The organism is Streptomyces sp. NPDC016469 (genome assembly GCF_040632905.1).
In the GTDB taxonomy this organism is placed as follows: Bacteria; Actinomycetota; Actinomycetes; order Streptomycetales; family Streptomycetaceae; genus Streptomyces.
Window position 1 is genome coordinate 1 of the sequence record NZ_JBEYCQ010000001.1, and the last position, 19,037, is coordinate 19,037.

Genomic DNA, 19,037 nt, shown 5'->3' on the forward strand with positions numbered 1-19,037 from the left:
TGACGATCGGCATGTGCTTCTCCGGTGCGGCCAACTCCGTACGCGAACTGATCAAGGAACGCGTCATCTACGAACGGGAACGGGCCACCGGCCCCTTTCCGTCATCCGGAAGGGGCCGGGCCCGCGGTCGTTGTCCCTTGGGCGCTCCTCAGACCCGGGCCGTCGCCTCGGCGGGGGAGGGGGCCGGAGTGCGCTCGGCGAGCGGGACCACCGGCAGCAGGGCCTCCTCGCCCAGGAACACCTTGCGCACCACGCGCTCGGCGGCCCGCCCGTCGTCGTAGTCGCAGTACCGCTCCCGGAACGCCGCGCGCAGCGCCGCGGCCTTCTCGTCGCGCCACTCGTCCGAGCCCAGGATCTCGGTCAGCCGCTCCTGGGTCGTCGCGACGGCGCCCGGGGGCTCGGCCATCAGGTCGAAGTAGGTGCCGCGCACCATCCGGTAGGTGTCCCAGTCGTCCGCGTGGATGACGAGGGGCCGGTCCAGGTTCGCGTAGTCGAACATCGCCGAGGAGTAGTCGGTGATCAGGGCGTCGGCGGCCAGGTAGAGCTGTTCGACGTTGCCGTGGGCGGAGACGTCGATGATCCGGCCGCCGGCCTGGAGCTCGGCGAGCCGGCCGGTGGGCTTGTAGAAGTAGTGCCCGCGCACCAGCAGGGTGACGTCCGGGCCCAGGTCCTCGGCCAGCTTCGGCAGGTCGAGGCGGGGGGCGAAGGACTTCTCGTACTCGCGATGGGTCGGCATGTACAGGAAGGCGGTCGTGCCGTCCGCGAGGCCCAGCTCCCGCCGGGCCGCCACGACGTCCGCGGCGGTGGCGTTGACCAGCACGTCGTTGCGCGGGTAGCCGGTCTCCAGGGTGGTGTAGCGGCAGGGGTAGACCCGCTCCCAGACGGTGGTCGAGAACCGGTTGGCGGACAGGCTGAAGTCCCAGCGGTCGCACCGGCTGAGCAGCTTCTCCATGTCCATGTTGGTGGACGCCGGGTACTGCGCCTGGTCGAGGCCCATCGTCTTCAGCGGGGTGCCGTGGTGGGTCTGGAGGTGGATCTGCCCCTCGCGCTTGACGATGGTGTCGCCGAAATTGACGTTGTTCGTCAGGTACTTGGCGCGGGCCATGACCGCCCAGTAGTCGCGTGAGCCGACGATCACCTTCTCGACGCCCTCGGGCACCCGGTCGCGGTGCTCCGAGCGCACCGCCCAGACCCGGCGCACCTGCGGCGCGAGCCGGCCCAGCTCGGCCTCGATGGCCGCCGGGTTGCAGGAGTAGCCGCGGCCCCAGTACGCGGAGAACACGGCCAGGTTCTCGTCCACCGGCATCCGCAGCTGGGACCGGTAGAACATGCCGAGGGCCGCCCGCTTGGCCCGGCCGATACGGGCCTGCCCGCCCAGCCGCGCGCGGTGGCGGACGTTGTTGGCGCGGGTCAGACCGAAGAACGCGGAGTACGAGTCGATGCCGAGCAGCGCGTACTTGTAACCGCGCCCGCCCGGCGGCCGCTCGAAGCCCTCCGGGAGCCGCGCGCGGTAGTCCTTCGCGGCCCGGTGGAAGAACTCGGCGCGCGCGTTGCGCGGCAGCCGGCCCGGCTTCTCCAGCACGGTCAGGAAGTGGTCGACCATCTTCCGGAACAGCGCCGGGCGCCAGGCTTCGAGGTCCGGCCGCCCGTCCAGGAACGCGAACACCCGGTCGTACTGGTCGAAGACGTCGAAGTGCTTCCGGCTGACCGTGCGCAGGATGTTGCCGCCCTCACGCCGCTGCCGGTACATCACGCAGGACCGGTCGAGCACCGCGATGCGCTCCGCCGCGATGAGCGAGCTGTACGTCCACGGCGCGTCCTCGTAATAACCGGGCGGGAACTGGAACCCGTGCCGGGTGACGAAGTCGCGGCGGTACGCCTTGTTCCACACGATCTGGAGCAGGTCCAGGAGCTGCGGGCGCTCGGTGAGCGAGAAGACGTCCGGGCCGTCCTCGGTCATCAGGTCGAAGCGCTTGTTGCGCAGCAGCCGCCCGTCCCAGTAGGTCCGGGTGTAGTCGTAGATCAGGATGTCCGGGTCGCCGGTCGCGTCGAGCCGGTCCGCGATGGCCGACAGCGAGCCCGGTGCGAGGGTGTCGTCGCTGTCCAGGAAGAGGACATAGTCACCGGTCGCCTGTTCGAGACCCGCGTTGCGCGCACGGCCCAGGCCGACGTTCTCCGTGAGGTGCAGCACACGCAGCCGGTCGTCGCGGGCCGCGTAGGTGTCGAGGATCGCGCCGGAACCGTCCGGGGAGCAGTCGTCGACGCCGATGACCTCGAAGTCGGCGAAGTCCTGCCCGAGCACGGAGTCCAGACACTCCCCGATGTACCCCTGCACGTTGTACGCAGGCACGATGAGTGTCAGTCGAGGCATCGTCCACCAGTTCCAGAGGGCTGTCCGCAGGGACCTTACGAGGGGCGCGGTCGGACCGTGCGACAGTGGTCGGCGTCCGGCACCCGGACAGCGTAATTGATCGCTCCGGCCGCCTCCGGAGGGTGTCGGGGGCCTTCCGCGTAGGGTGGAACGCCGACGGGGCACAGCAGCTGACAGGAGACGCACGAACATGACCTGGATGGTTACGGGTGGGGCGGGGTTCATCGGCGCGCACGTGGTGCGCGCGATGCTCGCCGGTGGTCAGCGAGTGGTCGTGTTCGACGACCTGTCGACCGGCAGCGCCGACAAGGTGCCCGCGGGCGTTCCCCTGGTGACCGGCACGGTCCTCGACCGCGAGGCCCTGGACGCGGCGATCCGCGAGCACGGGGTGACCGGTGTGGTGCACGTCGCGGGCAAGAAGCAGGTCGGCGAGTCCGTCGAGCGGCCCCTGTACTACTACAAGGAGAACGTCACCGGCCTGGAGGTCCTGCTGGAGAGCATGGTCGCCGCGGGCGTCGACCGGCTGGTGTTCTCCTCGTCGGCCGCCGTCTACGGCATGCCCGACGTCGACCTCGTCACCGAGACGACGCCGTGCGCGCCGATGAGTCCGTACGGCGAGACCAAGCTGGTCGGCGAGTGGCTGATCCACGCCGCCGCCAAGGCCCACGGGCTGCGCGCCGCCTCGCTGCGCTACTTCAACGTGGCGGGCGCCGCCTCGCCGGAGCTGGCCGACGCGGGCGTCTTCAACCTCGTCCCGATGGTCTTCGAGCGCCTGGAGGCCGGCGAGGCCCCGCGCGTCTTCGGCGACGACTACGACACGCCCGACGGCACCTGCGTCCGCGACTACATCCACGTCGAGGACATCGCCTCCGCCCACCTCGCCGCCGCCCGCCGGCTGGCGGAGGCCGAGGCCGGCACGGACCTCACGCTGAACATCGGCCGCGGCGAGGGCAGCTCGGTCCGCGAGATGGTCGACCGCATCCTCAAGGTCACGGGCAACGAGGACGCCGCCGTGGAGGTCTCCGCCCGCCGTCCCGGCGACCCGGCCCGCGTGGTCGCCTCCGCCGAGCGCATCCGCGAGGAGCTGGGCTGGTCGGCGCGGTACGGCGTGGACGAGATGATCGAGTCCGCCTGGCAGGGCTGGCGCCTGCGCCACCCGTAAGCACGGCCGTACGGAAGGGCCCGGCACCGCTCCACGAGGGCGGCGCCGGGCCCTTCGCGTACCGAGGGGCGGTCCGGGTTACGGGGCATCGTCACTTTTCCCCCGGATGTGGCGACAATGGGCGGGCAAGGACCGTTTTGTTCGCGGAAGTGCCGCCGAATCTCAGTAAGGTCCCCTAGGAAGCGGCTGCGAAGGCGCCGCCGTCTCATCGGTCACATCTCATCGTGGGGGCAGGAACTGTGAAGGCTCTCGTACTTTCCGGTGGGGCCGGCACCCGGCTTCGTCCCATCACCCACACCTCGGCGAAACAGCTGGTGCCGGTGGCGAACAAGCCGGTGCTGTTCTACGGCCTGGAGGCCATCGCGGAGGCCGGCATCACCGAGGTCGGCATCATCGTGGGCGACACCGAGGAGGAGATCCGGGCGGCGGTCGGCGACGGTTCGCGCTTCGGCATCGACGTCACCTACATCCCGCAGGCCGAACCCCTCGGCCTCGCCCACGCGGTCCTGGTCGCCCAGCGCTTCCTGGGGAACGACGACTTCGTGATGTACCTGGGCGACAACTTCATCGTCGGGGGGATCGCGGACCTGGTCGAGGAGTTCCGCGCGGACCGGCCCGACGCGCAGATCCTGCTGACCCGGGTGCCCGATCCGACCTCGTTCGGCGTCGCGGAGCTGGACGGGGACGGCAGGGTGGTGGCCCTGGAGGAGAAGCCGGAGCACCCCAAGAGCGACCTCGCGCTCGTCGGCGTCTACCTCTTCACCCCGGCCGTCCACGAGGCCGTCCGCTCGATCCGCCCCTCCTGGCGCGGCGAGCTGGAGATCACCCACGCCCTCCAGTGGCTCATCGACCGGGAACGCGATGTGCGCTCCACCGTCATCCGCGGCTACTGGAAGGACACCGGCAACGTCACCGACATGCTGGAGGTCAACCGGACCGTGCTGGAGAGCATCGAGCCGTGCACCGACGGCGCGTACGTCGACGGCGAGAGCGAGATCATCGGCCGGGTGCTGATCGAACCCGGTGCCCGGGTCACCCGCAGCCGGATCGTCGGGCCCGCCGTCATCGGGACCGGGTCGGTGATCAGCGACGCCTATGTCGGCCCGTTCACCTCGGTCGCCCAGAACTGCCGCATCGAGGACAGCGAGATCGAGTACTCCATCGTCCTCGGGGGCGCCTCCATCGACGGGGTGAGGCGCGTGGAGGCGTCGCTGATCGGCCACGACGTCGAGGTGACGCCCGCGCCCCGCAGCCCGTCCGCCCACCGACTCGTCCTCGGCGACCACAGCAAGGTGCAGATCTCCTCATGACCGGTACGCGCATCCTCGTCACCGGAGGCGCCGGCTTCATCGGCTCCCACTACGTCCGTACGCTGCTCGGCCCGGACGGCCCCGGGGACGTCTCCGTCACCGTGCTCGACGCCCTCACCTACGCGGGCAACCCGGCCAACCTGGACGAGGTCCGGGGCCACCCGGGCTTCGCCTTCGTGCACGGCGACATCTGCGACGCGGAGCTGGTGGGACGGCTCATGGCCGGGCACGACCAGGTGGTGCACTTCGCCGCCGAGTCCCACGTGGACCGCTCCATCGACGGCGGCGCCGCCTTCGTACGTACGAACGTCGTGGGCACCCACACCCTGGTCGGCGCCGCACAAGAGGCGGGCGTCCGCACCTTCGTCCACGTCTCCACCGACGAGGTCTACGGCTCCATCGACGAGGGCTCCTGGACCGAGGACGAACCCCTCGCACCCAACTCCCCGTACTCCGCCTCCAAGGCGTCGAGCGACCTCATCGCCCTGGCGTACCACCGCACCCACGGCCTCGACGTGCGCGTCACCCGCTGCTCCAACAACTACGGGCACCACCACTTCCCCGAGAAGGTCATCCCGCTCTTCGTCACCAACCTTTTGGAGGGCCGGCCCGTCCCGCTGTACGGCGACGGCGCCCATGTCCGCGACTGGCTCCACATCGACGACCACGTCCAGGGTCTCGAACTCGTCCGCACCAAGGGCCGCCCCGGCGAGGTCTACAACATCGGCGGCGGCACCGAACTCTCCAACAAGGAGCTCACCCGGCTGCTCCTGGCGGCGTGCGACGCCGACTGGGACGCCGACGTGATCCACGTCGAGGACCGCAAGGGCCACGACCGGCGCTACTCCGTCGACTGCACCAAGATCCGCGAGGAGCTGGGTTACGCGCCCCGCAAGGACTTCGCGGCCGGCCTCGCCGAGACCGTCCGCTGGTACCGCGAGAACCGCTCCTGGTGGGAACCGCTCAAGGAGAGGGCCGCCCTGTGAGGCCCCGCTGGCTGGTCACCGGGGCCGGGGGCATGCTCGGCCGGGACCTGACGGCCGCGCTGACCCGCGAGGGCGCCACCGTCGTAGCGGCGGACCGCGCGGCCCTGGACATCGCCGACCCGGCGCGGGTCCGCGCCGTGTTCGACGCCCACCGGCCCGCCGTCGTCGTGAACTGCGCCGCCTGGACCGCCGTGGACGACGCGGAGAGCCGGGAGACCGAGGCGCTGCGCGTCAACGGCACCGGCCCCGCCGTCCTCGCCGGCGCCTGCCGCGACCACGGCAGCGTCCTGCTGCACGTCTCCACCGACTACGTGTTCGCGGGCGACGCCAACCGGCCGTACCCGGAGGACGCCGCGACCGGCCCGCGCGGCGCGTACGGCCGCACCAAACTGGCCGGGGAGCGGGCGGTCCTGGAGACCCTGCCGGACACGGGCCACGTCGTGCGGACGGCCTGGCTCTACGGGGCGGGCGGCGCCAACTTCGTCCGCACGATGATCAGACTGGAGGCCGTCAAGGACACCCTCGACGTGGTGGACGACCAGCGCGGACAGCCCACCTGGACCGTCGATCTCGCCTCCCGGCTGGTCCTGCTGGGCCGCGCCGCGCTCGACGGCACCGCCCCGGCGGGCGTCTACCACGGCACCAGCGGCGGCGCGACGACCTGGTACGGCCTGGCCCGCGAGGTCTTCCGGCTGCTGGGCGCCGACCCGGACCGCGTCCGCCCGGTCGGCAGCGCCGCCTTCGCCAGGCCCGCGCCCCGGCCCGCGTACAGCGTGCTCGCGCACGACCGCTTCCGGGCCGCCGGGATCGACCCGGTCCGCGACTGGCGCGCGGCGCTGCACGCGGCCTTTCCCGCGCTCCTCGCCGCCGAACGCCCCGGTCAGCGCCCGGCCGGGCTGAACGACGGCTCGCCCGCCCGGACCCCCGGGACCGCCGGACCGTCCGCGCGCAGCCGCGCGTAGTACGCCTCGCACGCCGCGTACGAGGGCAGCAGCCCGCGCTCCTCGGCCTCGGCGAGCTTCGGGGCCGAGGCGTCCTTCGGGGAGAGCAGCGGTGCGATGTCCGCCGGCCACTCGATGCCCAGGTCCGGGTCGAGCGGGTCGACGCCGTGCTCCCGCTCCGGCGCGTAACCCTCGGAGCAGAGGTACAGCACGCACGCGTCGTCGGTCAGCGCCATGAACCCGTGCCCGAGCCCCTCCGCGAGGTAGACCGCCCGGTGGTCGGTGTCGTCCAGCCGGACCGCCTCCCACCGCTTGTACGTGGGCGAGCCGGTGCGTACGTCCACGATCACGTCCAGCACGGCGCCCCGCACGCACTTGACGTACTTCGCCTGGCCCGGCGGCACGTCCGCGAAGTGGATCCCGCGCAGCGTGCCCCGCCGCGAGCTGGAGAAGTTGGCCTGCGCGAGCCCCAGGGTGTGCCCGGCCGCCGCCCCCAGGTCCGCGGCCCTGAACCACTCGTGGAAGCTGCCGCGGCCGTCCGGGAAGACCGTGGGCTCGTGCACCCAGGCCCCGGGAACGGAGAGCCGGCGCATGCGATCACATCCTGTTCGCAGTCCGCGGGGCCTCCTGCCGGCCCCGGTGTCTCTGCCCAACGAGTCCGAGGGTCGAACAGACACGGAACGGGACATAAGGCGACGAAAAGGTTTCCACGGTACGGAACGCGAAGGCGCCGGATTCCGCTCTCGCGTAGATTGCGGGGTCCAGCGAGCGAATGCGGGGGACCGGGTGTCAGGGGCAAGGCAGGGCGTGACGGAAGCCCGCAGGATCGTGGTCAAGGTCGGTTCCTCCTCCCTCACCACCGCCGCCGGCGGCCTCGACGCCGACCGCGTCGACGCCCTGGTCGACGTACTGGCCAAGGTCCGCGACGGCGGCGAACGCGAGGTCGTCCTCGTCTCCTCCGGCGCCATCGCGGCCGGACTCGCCCCGCTCGGACTGCACCGCAGGCCCAAGGACCTGGCCCGCCAGCAGGCCGCCGCCAGCGTCGGCCAGGGACTGCTCGTCGCCCGCTACACCGCCTCCTTCGCCCGCTACGGCATCCGCGTCGGCCAGGTCCTGCTCACCAGCAACGACACCAGCCGCCGCGCCCACTACCGCAACGCCTACCGCACCCTCGACCAGCTCCTGGACATGGGCGCGCTGCCCGTCGTCAACGAGAACGACACCGTCGCCACGGACGAGATCCGGTTCGGCGACAACGACCGGCTCGCCGCCCTCGTCGCCCACCTGGTCCGCGCCGACCTGCTGGTCCTCCTCTCCGATGTCGACGGCCTCTACGACGGCGACCCGAGCATCCCCGGCACCACCCGCATCGCCCAGGTCACCGGCCCCGCCGACCTGGCCGGGGTCAGCATCGGCAGCGCCGGCAAGGCGGGCGTCGGCACCGGCGGCATGGTCACCAAGGTCGAGGCAGCCCGGATCGCCACCGCCGCGGGCATTCCCGTCGTCCTCACCTCCGCGAGCCACGCCGCCGACGCGCTCGCCGGCCGGGACACCGGCACCTACTTCCACCGCACCGGCCGCCGCTCCGCCGACCGGCTCCTCTGGCTCGCCCACGCCTCGACCCCGCGCGGCTCGCTGACCCTGGACGACGGGGCGGTGCAGGCGGTCGTGGAGCGCCACAGCTCACTGCTGCCGGCCGGGATCGCGGCGGTCGAAGGCGAATTCACCGCGGGCGACCCGGTGGAGCTGCGCGATCTGCGGGGGCGGCCCGTGGCGCGCGGACTCGTCAACTTCGACGCCAAGGAGATGCCGCAACTCCTCGGCCGCTCCACCCGGGACCTCGCCCGGGACCTCGGACCCGCCTACGAACGCGAGGTCGTACACAGGGACGATCTCGTCCTCCTGCACGGCTGACGCCCCCCGAAACGGCTGAAAGTCCAGCCTCCGGAACGAGACCTTCACGAAAACCGCCCCACACCGGGCCCCGGGCTGGTCCACTTTGTAGCAGGGAAACTGCGGGGTACAGCAAAAGCAACACAACACAGGAGGCCGCCGGTGAGACGAGCGCGCCCGGGGGCGCCGCCCCGAGGAACGGGTGGCCGCACCCTGACCAGTGTGGGAGCGGGGGCCGGCTTCGACGGGAGCGGGCCCGCGGACCGGAGGGACGAGCGCCCTGCCCGGCCGGAGCCGAGACCTGCCGGGCAGGGGCACACCCCGTCCAAGCTGTGGCACGTCACCCTCTGCGTCTCCGGGACCGAGTTCCCGCTGAAGGAGGTCAGGCGCGGACTCGAACAGCTCGCGCACGACCACCCGTTCCTGCTGACCAGCCGTTACGCCAACGACCACGCGGAGATCCGCTACTGGGAGGAGGCCCGCGACCTGCACGACGCGGCGGCGGTGGCCCTGCGCCTCTGGGGCGAGCACCGCTCCACCGCCGGTCTGCCGCCCTGGGCGATCGTCGGCCTCGAAGTCATCGACCGCGAGACCTACCACCAGCGCGTCGCCGAGGGGTACGGGCCGCCTCCGGCCGCCCCGGTCGGCGTCCACCCGTACTGACCCGGCCCCCGCCGGTGAAACGGCCGTCTCGCATCACGGGATGCGTGCGGAATGCCCGCAGGGTGCGCACTACTCTGCGGGCATGACCACGCTCTCGCCGTACGACAACATGTCTCCCGTGGCCCAGGCCGCCTACCGGGCCCGCTCCGCAGCCGCCGACATCGCGCCACTTCCGCGCGCGGCGAAGGACGACGCGCTCCTGGCGATCGCCGACGCGCTGGAAGTACGGACGAGCGACATCCTCGCGGCCAACGCCGAGGACGTGGCGCGCGCCCGTGAGGCGGGCACCAGCGAGTCCGTCGTGGACCGGCTGACCCTCACCCCGGAGCGCATCCGCGCCATCGCCGCCGACGTACGGCACGTCGCCGCCCTGCCCGACCCGGTCGGCGAGGTGGTACGCGGCTCGACCCTGCCCAACGGCATCGACCTGCGCCAGGTCCGGGTGCCGCTCGGCGTCGTCGGGATCATCTACGAGGCCCGGCCCAACGTGACCGTGGACGCCGCCGCCCTCTGCCTGAAGTCGGGCAACGCCGTCCTGCTGCGCGGCTCGTCCTCCGCCTTCGCGTCGAACACCGCCCTGGTGCGGGTGCTGCGCGACGCCGTGGGCGGCTCCGGTCTGCCGGCCGACGCGGTGCAGCTGGTCCCCGGCGAGAGCCGTGACTCGGTGCGCGAGCTGATGCGCGCCCGGGGCCTGGTGGACGTGCTCATCCCGCGCGGCGGCGCCTCGCTGATCCGCACGGTGGTCGAGGAGTCCACCGTCCCCGTCATCGAGACCGGCACCGGCAACTGCCATGTGTACGTCGACGCGCAGACCGACCTGGACATGGCCGTGGAGATCCTGGTCAACTCCAAGGCCCAGCGCCCCAGCGTCTGCAACGCCGCCGAGACCCTGCTCGTCCACAAGGACGTCGCCGACGCCTTCCTGCCGCGCGCCCTGGACGCCCTCGCCGAGGCCGGGGTGACCGTGCACGGCGACGAACGGGTGCTGGAGTACGCCGAGGGCTCCAAGGCCACGGTGGTGGCGGCGACCCCGGAGGACTGGGAGACCGAATACCTCTCGTACGACATCGCGGCGGCCGTCGTGGAATCGCTGGACGCGGCCGTGGCGCACATCCGGCTCTGGTCCTCCGGCCACACCGAGGCCATCGTGACCACTTCGCAGGCCGCCGCCCGCCGCTTCACCCAGCTGGTGGACTCCACCACGGTGGCCGTCAACGCCTCGACCCGGTTCACCGACGGAGGCCAGTTCGGTTTCGGCGCCGAGATCGGCATCTCCACACAGAAGCTGCACGCCAGGGGCCCCATGGGCCTGCCCGAACTGACGTCGACCAAGTACATCGTCACCGGGGACGGCCACGTGCGGTGACCCCGTGACAGGCGAATGCGCCGTCTCCCTGCCCAAAGCGGTCCGCCGGGGCTAGTCTGAAACCGTGGCGGACGACGCGGGGGGCAGGCCGTACCCGAACGGCTGGGAGCCCGACGACGACCGCGGGGGCGCGGACGAGGACTTCGCCTCCGTGGTGTTCGACGAGGACTTCGTACGGGCCGCCGAGTTCCACGAACCGACCGCCGTCGAGCGGCTGTTGGCGGCGGCCGAGGCGCGCGCGGAGGCCGACGCCCGGCGCGCCGGCGCCCGCGGCGGACCCTTCGACGACGAGGGCTACGGTCCGGGCGGCTACGGCGGCCCGGACGGCTACGACCCGCTCGAAGCGGACGACTTCCACGAGCACAGCCCCTACGGGCGCCACGGCGGCGCGCTGCGCCCGTACCGGGGGGCGGCCCGCTGGCACCGGCCGGTCGCCTGGCTGCTGGCCGTCCTGATGGGCGTCGGCATGGTGGCGCTGGCCTTCAGCGCCGTCTACCGCAACAGCTCGGGGGACCGGCAGGACCAGATCCCGCCGCCTACCTCCACCGGCGTGGACAGCGCGCCGGGCCCCGGCCCCGGCTCCGCCCCTTCGGACGCGGACGACCACTCCCGACCGATGGTCTCCGCCGTCCCGCGCACCCCCTGACGCGCGCCCCTCGCGAGGGCGCGCCCGGCCGGCCCCGTCCTCCGTCCGGCGGGTCCGATGGAACTCCCCGGTGGTTGCCGGGCGTCACCGCGTTTACCGTCGTCGTGTTCGACCCACCCTGAATGTATGACCCCTCCTCCGCCCGAAGAGGGGACTTCTCACGGAGTCGGGAGAAGTCATGGCACACCGCGGAGACCCACCCGACGGCCCGGCGGAGAACGGCACGAACGGCCCGGACGACGAGTACGGCTCACTCGTCTTCGACGAGTCCTTCGTCCGGGCCGCCCGGCTGCAGGAATTCTCCGCCCAGGAACGCATGGGGCAGCACGCCCGCGCCGTCCGCAGCCTGCCCGGGCGGGCCTACCGCAGCGGCTCCCGGATCGCCCTCGCCCTGATGATCCTCATCGTCCTGGCCTTCGGCACGGCCGTCTTCATGGGCCTGAGCCACCCCTACGAGACCCCGGCCGCCGCCCGGAAGCCCGAACCGCTGCGGATGACCCTCGTCCCCCTCGTCCCGCGCGGCGCCGTCCCCGCGGGCACCCCCGCCGCCCTCTTCGCGAGCAGTCCCGCCGCCCACTACCCGAAGGGCCGGGACGGCATCAACCCGCCGCCCGCCCGGCACACCGCCGACTTCTCGGAGAGCGAGGTGAGCGCCGCCCTGGCCACCGTCAAGGACTACCTGGCGGCCTCCTCGCTCGACCCCGACGTGCTCAGCGGGAACGCCGTGCGCCCTGTGGAAGCGCTGCTCGACCCGGACCAGATGGAGCAGTTCGACCGCAGCGTCGACGAGCCCTATGACGACGGGCAGCACGCGGCGGCCGGCTGGCTCGTCCGCTTCGACCCGGCCCAGGTCACCCCGGACCCCGAGGTCCGGGTCCGGGGCACCCTGCGCTACACCCAGACGGGCTCCGACGCCCTGGAGGTCGTCTCGGACCACACCTTCACGTACGCCCTTCGGCCCGCCGTGTCGGGCCCCCAGCCGAAGGGCGGCGCCTCCCTCTTCACCGTGCGGCGGGAGATGCGCTTCCGGTTCGACCGGGAGGACCTGCGGCTGCACCGGCTGGAGGTGCAGACCAGCTACCTCCAGGCGGGCCCGCAGTCCTGCCCGGCCGACGCCTCGGGAGCCCTGCGGCCGCTGCTCGCCGGCCGGCGGGCGGTCTCGCGCGGACCGGCGGGCACCGACCCGTACGCCACGGGCCGGCCGGTCGCCGCGCTCTGCGGGACGCTGGAGGTCAGCTCCCTTCCGCCGAAGGCCCCTGCGAGCCCTCAGGGCCCTCCGTCCCCTCCGTCCCCGACGGCCGCCCGGAGCCGCCCGTAGCACCGCCCCTGGCGCCGCCTCCGCCGGTGAACTTGTCCCGCAGCTTGCCACCCAGGTCCCCGGCGCCGCCCGCTATGTCGCCGACGAGCTTCATCAGCGGATCCTTGCTGTTGCGCACCGAATCGGCGTAATGCGAGGCGGACTCCTTGAACGAGTCCGTCACCGAGGTGTCCTTGTCCTCGTCCCGGCGCGGGTAGTGGCCGTCCATGATCCGCTGGAAGTCGCGGGTCTCCGACCACTTCTTCAGCTCGGCGGCGCGGACCGTGGTGAACGGGTGCGAGCGGGGCAGCACGTTGAGGATCTTGAGCACCGAGTCGCGCAGGTCGCCGGACTTCTCGTACTCGTCGGCCTGGGCGAGGAACGCGTCCACGTTCATCTCGTGGAGGTGGTTGCCGCCGGCGATCTTCATCAGGCCGCGCATCGACGCCTGTATGTCCTGGCCGGCCAGCAGCCCGGCCCGGTCCGCCGACAGCTCCGACTTGCGGAACCACTCGCGCAGCGCCGTCACGATCGCCATGATCGCGACGTTGCCCAGCGGGATCCAGGCGACCTTGAGCGCCAGGCTGGTGAGGAAGAGGAGGATCGTGCGGTACACCGCGTGACCCGACAGGGCGTGTCCGGCTTCGTGGCCGATGACCGCCCGCATCTCCTCCTCGTCCAGCAGCTCCACCAGGCCCGTGGTCACCACGATGATCGGCTCGTCCAGCCCGATGCACATGGCGTTGGGCCGAGGGTCCTGGTTGACGTACATCGGCGGGACCTTCTCCAGGTCCAGGATGTAACAGGCGTCGCGGAGCATGTCGTTGAGGTGCGCGAACTGGGCGTCGCTCACCCGGACGGAGTCCGACAGGAAGAGGAGGCGCAGGCTGCGCTCCGGCAGCAGTCCGCTCAGCGCCTTGAAGACGGTGTCGAAGCCGCTCAGCTTGCGCAGCGCGACCAGCGCCGAACGGTCCGCGGGGTGCTCGTAGGCCCGGGAGGAGATTCCCGGGAAACGCTTGCGCTGCCTGCTCGGTACGCGCTTCTGGCTCTCTTGGCTGCTGGTCATGACATGGGCCCCCTGTGTTCGTGCGAGACGTGGCTCGCCCCCTGACGCCGCCCAGCCTAGGTGCTGGGGCTACGGTGTGCGGGGGGCTGTGGATAACTGAGGAGACGCCCGACATGCCGCACACCGTTGCTCTGTTCGCCGCCGCGTCCGGGGACCAGGGGCCGGGCAACACGATCCGCATCGTGCTGGTCGCCTCCCTGCTGGGAGCCGCGCTGCTGGCCTGGTTCCTGCTCCGCGGATACCGCAACGACGACAACAACGACTGAGTCGGCGTGAGCGTGCCCGGGGCACCCGCATACGATGTCCGCGACGTCTTCCCCCGACTCCCGATCGATAGGTCCTGCCGAAGATGAGCCTCACGAGCACCGCACACCAGCTGGTCACCGTCGCCGCCGAGGGCGAGCACGGCGGCAATCACGAAAGCCTCAGCCCCTACCTCACCGGTGGCGGTGCCTTTGTCGTGCTTCTCCTCCTTCTGTGGATCACCACGCGCTTCAACCGCGACCGCTGAGGCCGAGGCGTACAGCTGTGCCAGTAGGCTCTGCACGCATGGGAGAGCAGGAAGTGCCTACCGGCCGCGGAAAACGCCGACTCGGCGTGATGGGCGGGACGTTTGACCCGATTCATCATGGACACCTGGTGGCGGCCAGTGAAGTGGCCGCCCAGTTCCACCTCGACGAGGTGATCTTCGTACCGACCGGGCAGCCGTGGCAGAAGAGCCACAAGCATGTGTCCCCGGCGGAGGACCGTTATCTGATGACGGTCATCGCGACGGCGTCCAACCCGCAGTTCTCGGTCAGCCGGAGCGACATCGATCGCAAGGGCCCCACGTACACGATCGACACGCTGCGGGATCTGCGCGAGGTCCACGGCGAGGCGGATCTCTTCTTCATCACCGGTGCCGACGCGCTCGCCCAGATCCTCACCTGGCGCGATGCCGACGAGCTGTTCTCCCTCTCCCACTTCATCGGCGTGACCCGGCCGGGCCACCTGCTCACGGACGACGGGCTGCCGAAGGGGGGCGTCTCCCTGGTGGAGGTCCCCGCGCTCGCGATCTCCTCGACGGACTGCCGCGCGAGGGTCGCCCAGGGCGAACCGGTCTGGTACCTCGTGCCCGACGGCGTGGTCCGCTACATCGACAAGCGCCAGCTGTACCGCGGCGAGTGAGCCACGGAAAGGGGCACCGGTGAACGACCGACAGAACCCGTACGACCCGTACTACCAGCAGCCGCAGATCATCGGCTACGACGAGTACGGGCAGCCGGTGTACCAGCAGCCGGGGCAGCAGCAGCCGGATCAGCAGCAGTACGACCCGTACGCGCAGCAGCAGCAGCCGGACCCGTACGGAGGCCAGGCGCCCCAAGGCGGCGGGCAGGGGTACGGCTACGACCCGTACGCCCAGCAGCGGCCCCCCGCCCCGCCGCAGCCGTACGACCCCTACGCGGCCCAGCCCCAGCAGGCCCCGCAGCAGGACTACGGCTACGACCGGTACGGGTACGACACGGGGCAGCAGCAGCCCGTCCACGACACCGGACAACAGCCCGCCGCGGTCGACACGACCCAGCAGTGGAGCATTCCGCAGCAGGCCCCCGCCCCGGCCGCCGCGCCCGCCCCGCCCCGTGAGCCCGAGCCGCGTCCGGCGCCGGAGGCGGCCGTGCCCGGGCAGCGCCGTGGTGGCGACGACTACCGCACCGAGCAGTTCGCCTTCATCGAGGAGCCCGACGAGGACTCCGAGGACGTCATCGACTGGCTCAAGTTCACCGAGAGCCGCAGCGAGCGCCGCGAGGAGGCGCGCCGCCGGGGCCGCAACCGGATCGTCGCGCTGCTCGTCGTCGGGGTCCTGGCCGTGCTCGGCGGCGTCGGTTACCTGTGGTCGGCGGACAAGATCCCCGGCATGTCCGGCGGGGAGAAGGAGAACACCGCGACGACCGGTCCGCAGCGCCGTGACGTCATCGTGGTCCACCTCCACAACACCAAGTCCGGCGGCACGTCCACCGCCCTGCTCGTCGACAACGTCACCACCAAGCAGGGCACCACGGTCCTGCTCCCCAACTCCCTCGCCCTCTCCGACGAGGACGGCACGACCACCACGCTCGGCAAGTCGGTCGAGGACGACGGCACGTCCGGGACCCGCGATTCCCTGGACACGCTGCTCGGCACCGACATCAGCGGGACCTGGCGGCTCGACACGCCGTACCTGGAGAACCTGGTGGACCTCGTCGGCAACATCGAGGTCGACACCGACACCGCCGTGCCCGGCGCAAAGAAGGGCTCCGGCGACCTCGTGAAGAAGGGCGAGGCGCAGACCCTCAGCGGTCCGATGGCCGTCGCGTACGCCACGTACCGGGGGCCCGGCGAGGCCGAGGCCAAGCAGCTGATGCGGTTCGGGCAGGTCATGCGCGGGGTGCTGCGCAAGATGTCCGACGACCCGCAGGCCGCCACGGTCACCATCCAGACGCTGGCCCAGATCCTCGACCCGTCGCTGCCCGAGAAGGACCTCGGCGCCTCGCTGGCGAAGCTGGCCGAGCACGCCAAGATCGGCGACTACAAGACGGCACTGCTGCCCGTCCAGGACGACGGCATCCTCACCGACGCGGCCACCGAAAGCGTGGTCAAGGACATCCTCGGCGGCACGGTCAAGGCGCCGTCGGCCGACGGGGTGATCCGGGTCGGGATCAAGAACGCCACCGGCGACACCGGCTCCACCGAGTCCGCCCGGGGCAAGCTGGTCAACGGCGGTTTCGCGTTCGTCAACAGCGGGAAGGCCGACGCGGCCGCCTCCTCGCAGGTGGTCTACGCCGAGGCGGCCGACAAGGAGAAGGCGACCCAGGTCGCCAAGACGCTCGGGCTGCCGGCCGGCTCGGTCGAGAAGGGCAAGCCGGCCGGGAACGCGGACGTGTCCGTCCTCCTCGGCCAGGACTACAAGGCCGAGTAGCCGCTGAGCGGTCGCGGGAGGTCCGGAGCCGAGCGGCCCGGGCCTCCCCGGGCGGGCCGTGGACGGGCCACGGAATACGGCTGTGTGGTCGGGCGGTTCCCCGTGAGACCCTAGGGGTCTATCCGACCGACGACGAAAGCCTGCTTGTGACCGCCACTGACCGCTCCATCGAGCTCATCAACGCCGCCGCCCAGGCGGCCGCCGACCGGCTCGCGCACGACATCATCGCCTACGACGTCAGCGACGTGCTGTCGATCACCGACGCCTTCCTGCTGGCCTCGGCCCCCAACGACCGCCAGGTCAAGTCGATCGTCGACGAGATCGAGGAGCGGCTGCAGAAGGAACTCGGCGCCAAGCCGGTCCGCCGCGAGGGCGACCGCGACGCCCGGTGGATCCTCCTCGACTACGTCGACATCGTCATCCACGTCCAGCACAGCGAGGAGCGCGTCTTCTACGCGCTGGAGCGCCTGTGGAAGGACTGCCCCGAGCTCGACCTGCCCGAGGACGCCGTGAAGACCCGCGGCAAGGCCGCCGAGCACGCGCAGCTCAACGGCGGTACGGAAGGTGAGCAGAGCTGAACGGCAGCAGGAGCGGCAGGGGCCGCAGGATCGTCCTCTGGCGGCACGGCCAGACGGCATGGAACCTGGAACGCCGCTTCCAGGGCTCCACGGACATCGAGCTGACCGAGACCGGCGTCGCGCAGGCCCGCCGGGCCGCCCGGCTGCTCGCCTCGCTGAAGCCGCACGCGATCGTGGCCTCCGACCTGCGGCGGGCCGCGGCCACGGCCGCCGAGCTCGCCGCGATCACCGGCCTCGACGTGGTGCACGACGCGGGTCTGCGTGAGACCTACGCGGGCGCCTGGCAGGGCCTGACCCACGAGGAGATCGTGGACCGGTACGGCGAGCAGTACGCCGCCTGGAAGCGCGGCGAGCCCGTGCGGCGCGGTGGCGGCGAGCTGGAGACCGAGGTCGCCGACCGGGCCGCCCCCGTGGTCCTCGGGCATGCCGAGAAGCTGCCCGACGGCGGCACGCTGGTCGTCGTCAGCCACGGCGGCACCATCCGGACCACCATCGGCCGGCTGCTGGGCCTGGAGTCGCACCACTGGGAAGGGCTCGGCGGACTGACCAACTGCTGCTGGTCCGTGCTCGGCGAGGGCGCCCGCGGCTGGCGGCTGCTGGAGCACAACGCCGGCACCCTGCCCGAACCGGTGCTCGGCGACGACACCTGACCGGTCGTCGCCGGCCGCTCTCCGGGGCGGCGGGGGCCGGATTTCACTTTCCGGCTGGTCACAGGCTAAAGTTCTTCTTGTTCGCAGCGCGGGAGCGCAGGGAAAGACAGCGGACAGCGGGGCTATAGCTCAGTTGGTAGAGCGCTTGCATGGCATGCAAGAGGTCAGGAGTTCAATTCTCCTTAGCTCCACAATCGGAAATCCCGTCCCCATCAGGGGGCGGGATTTCCGCATGTGCGGTCAACGGTCCCCAGCGCCCCGGCGGTGCGCCCGCAGCGCGGCGAGCAGCTCCCTGCTCTCCTCGTCGGCCGGGGTGTACGTGACGATCCGGCACTCGGGCAGCCCGTTGATGGTCAGCGACACCGAGGTCATCCGTATCTCACCGGCCACCGCCCAGTGCCGGAAGGTCTTCACGCGCCGCCCCGGCGGGACGACGTCCCCGCTGCGCCACAACCTCGCGAAGTAGGGGCTGGCCTCCGACAGACCCGCGATGAACGACTCCCACGCGGGCTCGCCCACATGGCGCCCGTAACCGCTGCGCAGGGTCGCCGCCATCAGCGGCAGCTCCTGGGAGCGGTGCACGACCGGACAGTCCTCCTCGGGCGCAGTGAACAGCGACCACAACGCGTTGCGGACCCTGGTGCCCCGCATGACGGGAATGTCGAAGATGTCCCGGTAACCGGGATTGGTCGCCAGCACGTCGTAGCGCGCGTTGTAGACGACGGCGGGGAGCGGGTCGAGCGCGTCGATGAGGCCCTGGATCTCCTCGCCGACTTCGAAGGCGTCGGACTCCCTCCCCGGCAGGAAGGCGACCCCCGCCAGTTCGTACAGGTGCTCGCGCTCCGGGGGATCCAGCCGCAGCGTCCTCGCCACCGCGTCCAGGACCTGCGGGGACGCGTTGATCGGGCGGCCCTGTTCCAGCCAGGTGTACCAGGTCACGCCGACGCCCGAGAGCTGGGCGACCTCCTCGCGGCGCAGCCCCGGCGTGCGGCGTCGTAAGCCGGGGGGCATGCCCACGTCCGCCGGGGTCACCCTGGCCCGGCGGCCGCGCAGAAAGGCGGCGAGCTCCGGTCGTCTGCCCGTCGCCGGTCCGCTCCGCCGCGTGCGCTGTTGTGCCGTCACCGTCGTCACGCCCCCCATCGTCGGTGCTGCGCCCGGCTGTTGCCAGGTGCT

At 71.7% G+C, this 19,037-nt stretch carries 19 protein-coding genes and 1 tRNA gene; 16 read left to right on the top strand and 4 right to left on the bottom strand.

Annotation, left to right across the window (positions count from 1 at the left end; translation table 11 throughout):
• Positions 1 to 148: 148 nt before the first annotated feature.
• Positions 149 to 2,371, bottom strand: coding sequence for a CDP-glycerol glycerophosphotransferase family protein (locus ABZ565_RS00005; protein ID WP_361018279.1), 2,223 nt, complete (start codon positions 2,369 to 2,371; stop codon positions 149 to 151).
• A 190-nt stretch (positions 2,372 to 2,561) separates the two neighbouring features.
• Between ABZ565_RS00005 and galE the strand changes: the two genes are divergently transcribed.
• The 4 genes from galE (at position 2,562) to rfbD (ending at position 6,791) form a co-directional block, all read left to right on the top strand.
• On the top strand, positions 2,562 to 3,533 hold the full coding sequence (gene galE / locus ABZ565_RS00010; protein WP_361018281.1) for a UDP-glucose 4-epimerase GalE: 972 nt from the start codon (positions 2,562 to 2,564) through the stop codon (positions 3,531 to 3,533).
• Positions 3,534 to 3,772: 239 nt separating this feature from the next.
• Positions 3,773 to 4,843, top strand: coding sequence for a glucose-1-phosphate thymidylyltransferase (locus tag ABZ565_RS00015; RefSeq protein WP_361018284.1), 1,071 nt, complete (start codon positions 3,773 to 3,775; stop codon positions 4,841 to 4,843).
• Positions 4,840 to 5,829, top strand: coding sequence for a dTDP-glucose 4,6-dehydratase (gene rfbB / locus ABZ565_RS00020; protein WP_361018287.1), 990 nt, complete (start codon positions 4,840 to 4,842; stop codon positions 5,827 to 5,829). Before ABZ565_RS00015 ends, rfbB begins: the two co-directional genes overlap by 4 nt.
• Complete coding sequence (gene rfbD / locus ABZ565_RS00025) at positions 5,826 to 6,791, top strand: dTDP-4-dehydrorhamnose reductase (RefSeq protein WP_361018289.1); 966 nt, start codon at positions 5,826 to 5,828, stop codon at positions 6,789 to 6,791. The genes rfbB and rfbD overlap by 4 nt, the downstream gene beginning before the upstream one ends.
• Here rfbD and rfbC read toward each other — a convergent pair.
• Positions 6,710 to 7,363: a dTDP-4-dehydrorhamnose 3,5-epimerase gene (rfbC, locus tag ABZ565_RS00030; protein WP_361018292.1), complete on the bottom strand. Its 654-nt coding sequence runs from the start codon at positions 7,361 to 7,363 to the stop codon at positions 6,710 to 6,712. The two genes, rfbD and rfbC, sit on opposite strands and share 82 nt — an antisense overlap.
• Positions 7,364 to 7,577: 214 nt before the next feature.
• Between rfbC and proB the strand changes: the two genes are divergently transcribed.
• The 5 genes from proB (at position 7,578) to ABZ565_RS00055 (ending at position 12,656) form a co-directional block, all read left to right on the top strand.
• Complete coding sequence (gene proB, locus ABZ565_RS00035) at positions 7,578 to 8,684, top strand: glutamate 5-kinase (RefSeq protein WP_361018294.1); 1,107 nt, start codon at positions 7,578 to 7,580, stop codon at positions 8,682 to 8,684.
• Between the two features lie 141 nt (positions 8,685 to 8,825).
• A complete protein-coding gene (locus ABZ565_RS00040) occupies positions 8,826 to 9,326 on the top strand; it encodes a hypothetical protein (RefSeq protein WP_361018297.1) in 501 nt (166 codons plus the stop codon).
• An 82-nt stretch (positions 9,327 to 9,408) separates the two neighbouring features.
• Complete coding sequence (locus tag ABZ565_RS00045; RefSeq protein WP_164404472.1) at positions 9,409 to 10,692, top strand: glutamate-5-semialdehyde dehydrogenase; 1,284 nt, start codon at positions 9,409 to 9,411, stop codon at positions 10,690 to 10,692.
• A gap of 64 nt (positions 10,693 to 10,756) precedes the next feature.
• Positions 10,757 to 11,338 (top strand): hypothetical protein, encoded by a 582-nt coding sequence (locus tag ABZ565_RS00050; protein ID WP_361018302.1) that lies wholly within the window; start codon positions 10,757 to 10,759, stop codon positions 11,336 to 11,338.
• Between the two features lie 178 nt (positions 11,339 to 11,516).
• A complete protein-coding gene (locus ABZ565_RS00055; protein WP_361018305.1) occupies positions 11,517 to 12,656 on the top strand; it encodes a hypothetical protein in 1,140 nt (379 codons plus the stop codon).
• On the opposite strand, the gene ABZ565_RS00060 is transcribed toward ABZ565_RS00055, so the two are convergent.
• On the bottom strand, positions 12,571 to 13,701 hold the full coding sequence (locus tag ABZ565_RS00060; RefSeq protein ID WP_361018308.1) for a M48 family metallopeptidase: 1,131 nt from the start codon (positions 13,699 to 13,701) through the stop codon (positions 12,571 to 12,573). The genes ABZ565_RS00055 and ABZ565_RS00060 overlap by 86 nt on opposite strands.
• A gap of 113 nt (positions 13,702 to 13,814) precedes the next feature.
• On the opposite strand from ABZ565_RS00060, the gene ABZ565_RS00065 reads away from it, so the two are divergent.
• The 7 genes from ABZ565_RS00065 (at position 13,815) to ABZ565_RS00095 (ending at position 18,055) form a co-directional block, all read left to right on the top strand.
• Positions 13,815 to 13,967: a hypothetical protein gene (locus ABZ565_RS00065; RefSeq protein ID WP_185992685.1), complete on the top strand. Its 153-nt coding sequence runs from the start codon at positions 13,815 to 13,817 to the stop codon at positions 13,965 to 13,967.
• Positions 13,968 to 14,050: 83 nt separating this feature from the next.
• Entirely contained in the window at positions 14,051 to 14,212 is a 162-nt protein-coding gene (locus ABZ565_RS00070; RefSeq protein ID WP_018518201.1) for a hypothetical protein, read from the top strand.
• Between the two features lie 38 nt (positions 14,213 to 14,250).
• Positions 14,251 to 14,868: a nicotinate-nucleotide adenylyltransferase gene (nadD, locus tag ABZ565_RS00075; protein WP_361018311.1), complete on the top strand. Its 618-nt coding sequence runs from the start codon at positions 14,251 to 14,253 to the stop codon at positions 14,866 to 14,868.
• Between the two features lie 19 nt (positions 14,869 to 14,887).
• Positions 14,888 to 16,636 (top strand): LCP family protein, encoded by a 1,749-nt coding sequence (locus ABZ565_RS00080; RefSeq protein WP_361018314.1) that lies wholly within the window; start codon positions 14,888 to 14,890, stop codon positions 16,634 to 16,636.
• 146 nt (positions 16,637 to 16,782) lie between these two features.
• The gene (gene rsfS / locus ABZ565_RS00085; RefSeq protein WP_018103223.1) at positions 16,783 to 17,214 is read left to right on the top strand and encodes a ribosome silencing factor; all 432 of its coding nucleotides are present in this window, start codon (positions 16,783 to 16,785) and stop codon (positions 17,212 to 17,214) included.
• Complete coding sequence (locus ABZ565_RS00090; protein ID WP_361019228.1) at positions 17,211 to 17,864, top strand: histidine phosphatase family protein; 654 nt, start codon at positions 17,211 to 17,213, stop codon at positions 17,862 to 17,864. The genes rsfS and ABZ565_RS00090 overlap by 4 nt, the downstream gene beginning before the upstream one ends.
• Before the next feature lie 118 nt (positions 17,865 to 17,982).
• Positions 17,983 to 18,055, top strand: a tRNA-Ala gene (locus ABZ565_RS00095).
• A gap of 49 nt (positions 18,056 to 18,104) precedes the next feature.
• Here ABZ565_RS00095 and ABZ565_RS00100 read toward each other — a convergent pair.
• On the bottom strand, positions 18,105 to 18,995 hold the full coding sequence (locus ABZ565_RS00100; RefSeq protein WP_361018317.1) for a helix-turn-helix transcriptional regulator: 891 nt from the start codon (positions 18,993 to 18,995) through the stop codon (positions 18,105 to 18,107).
• Positions 18,996 to 19,037 lie beyond the last annotated feature (42 nt).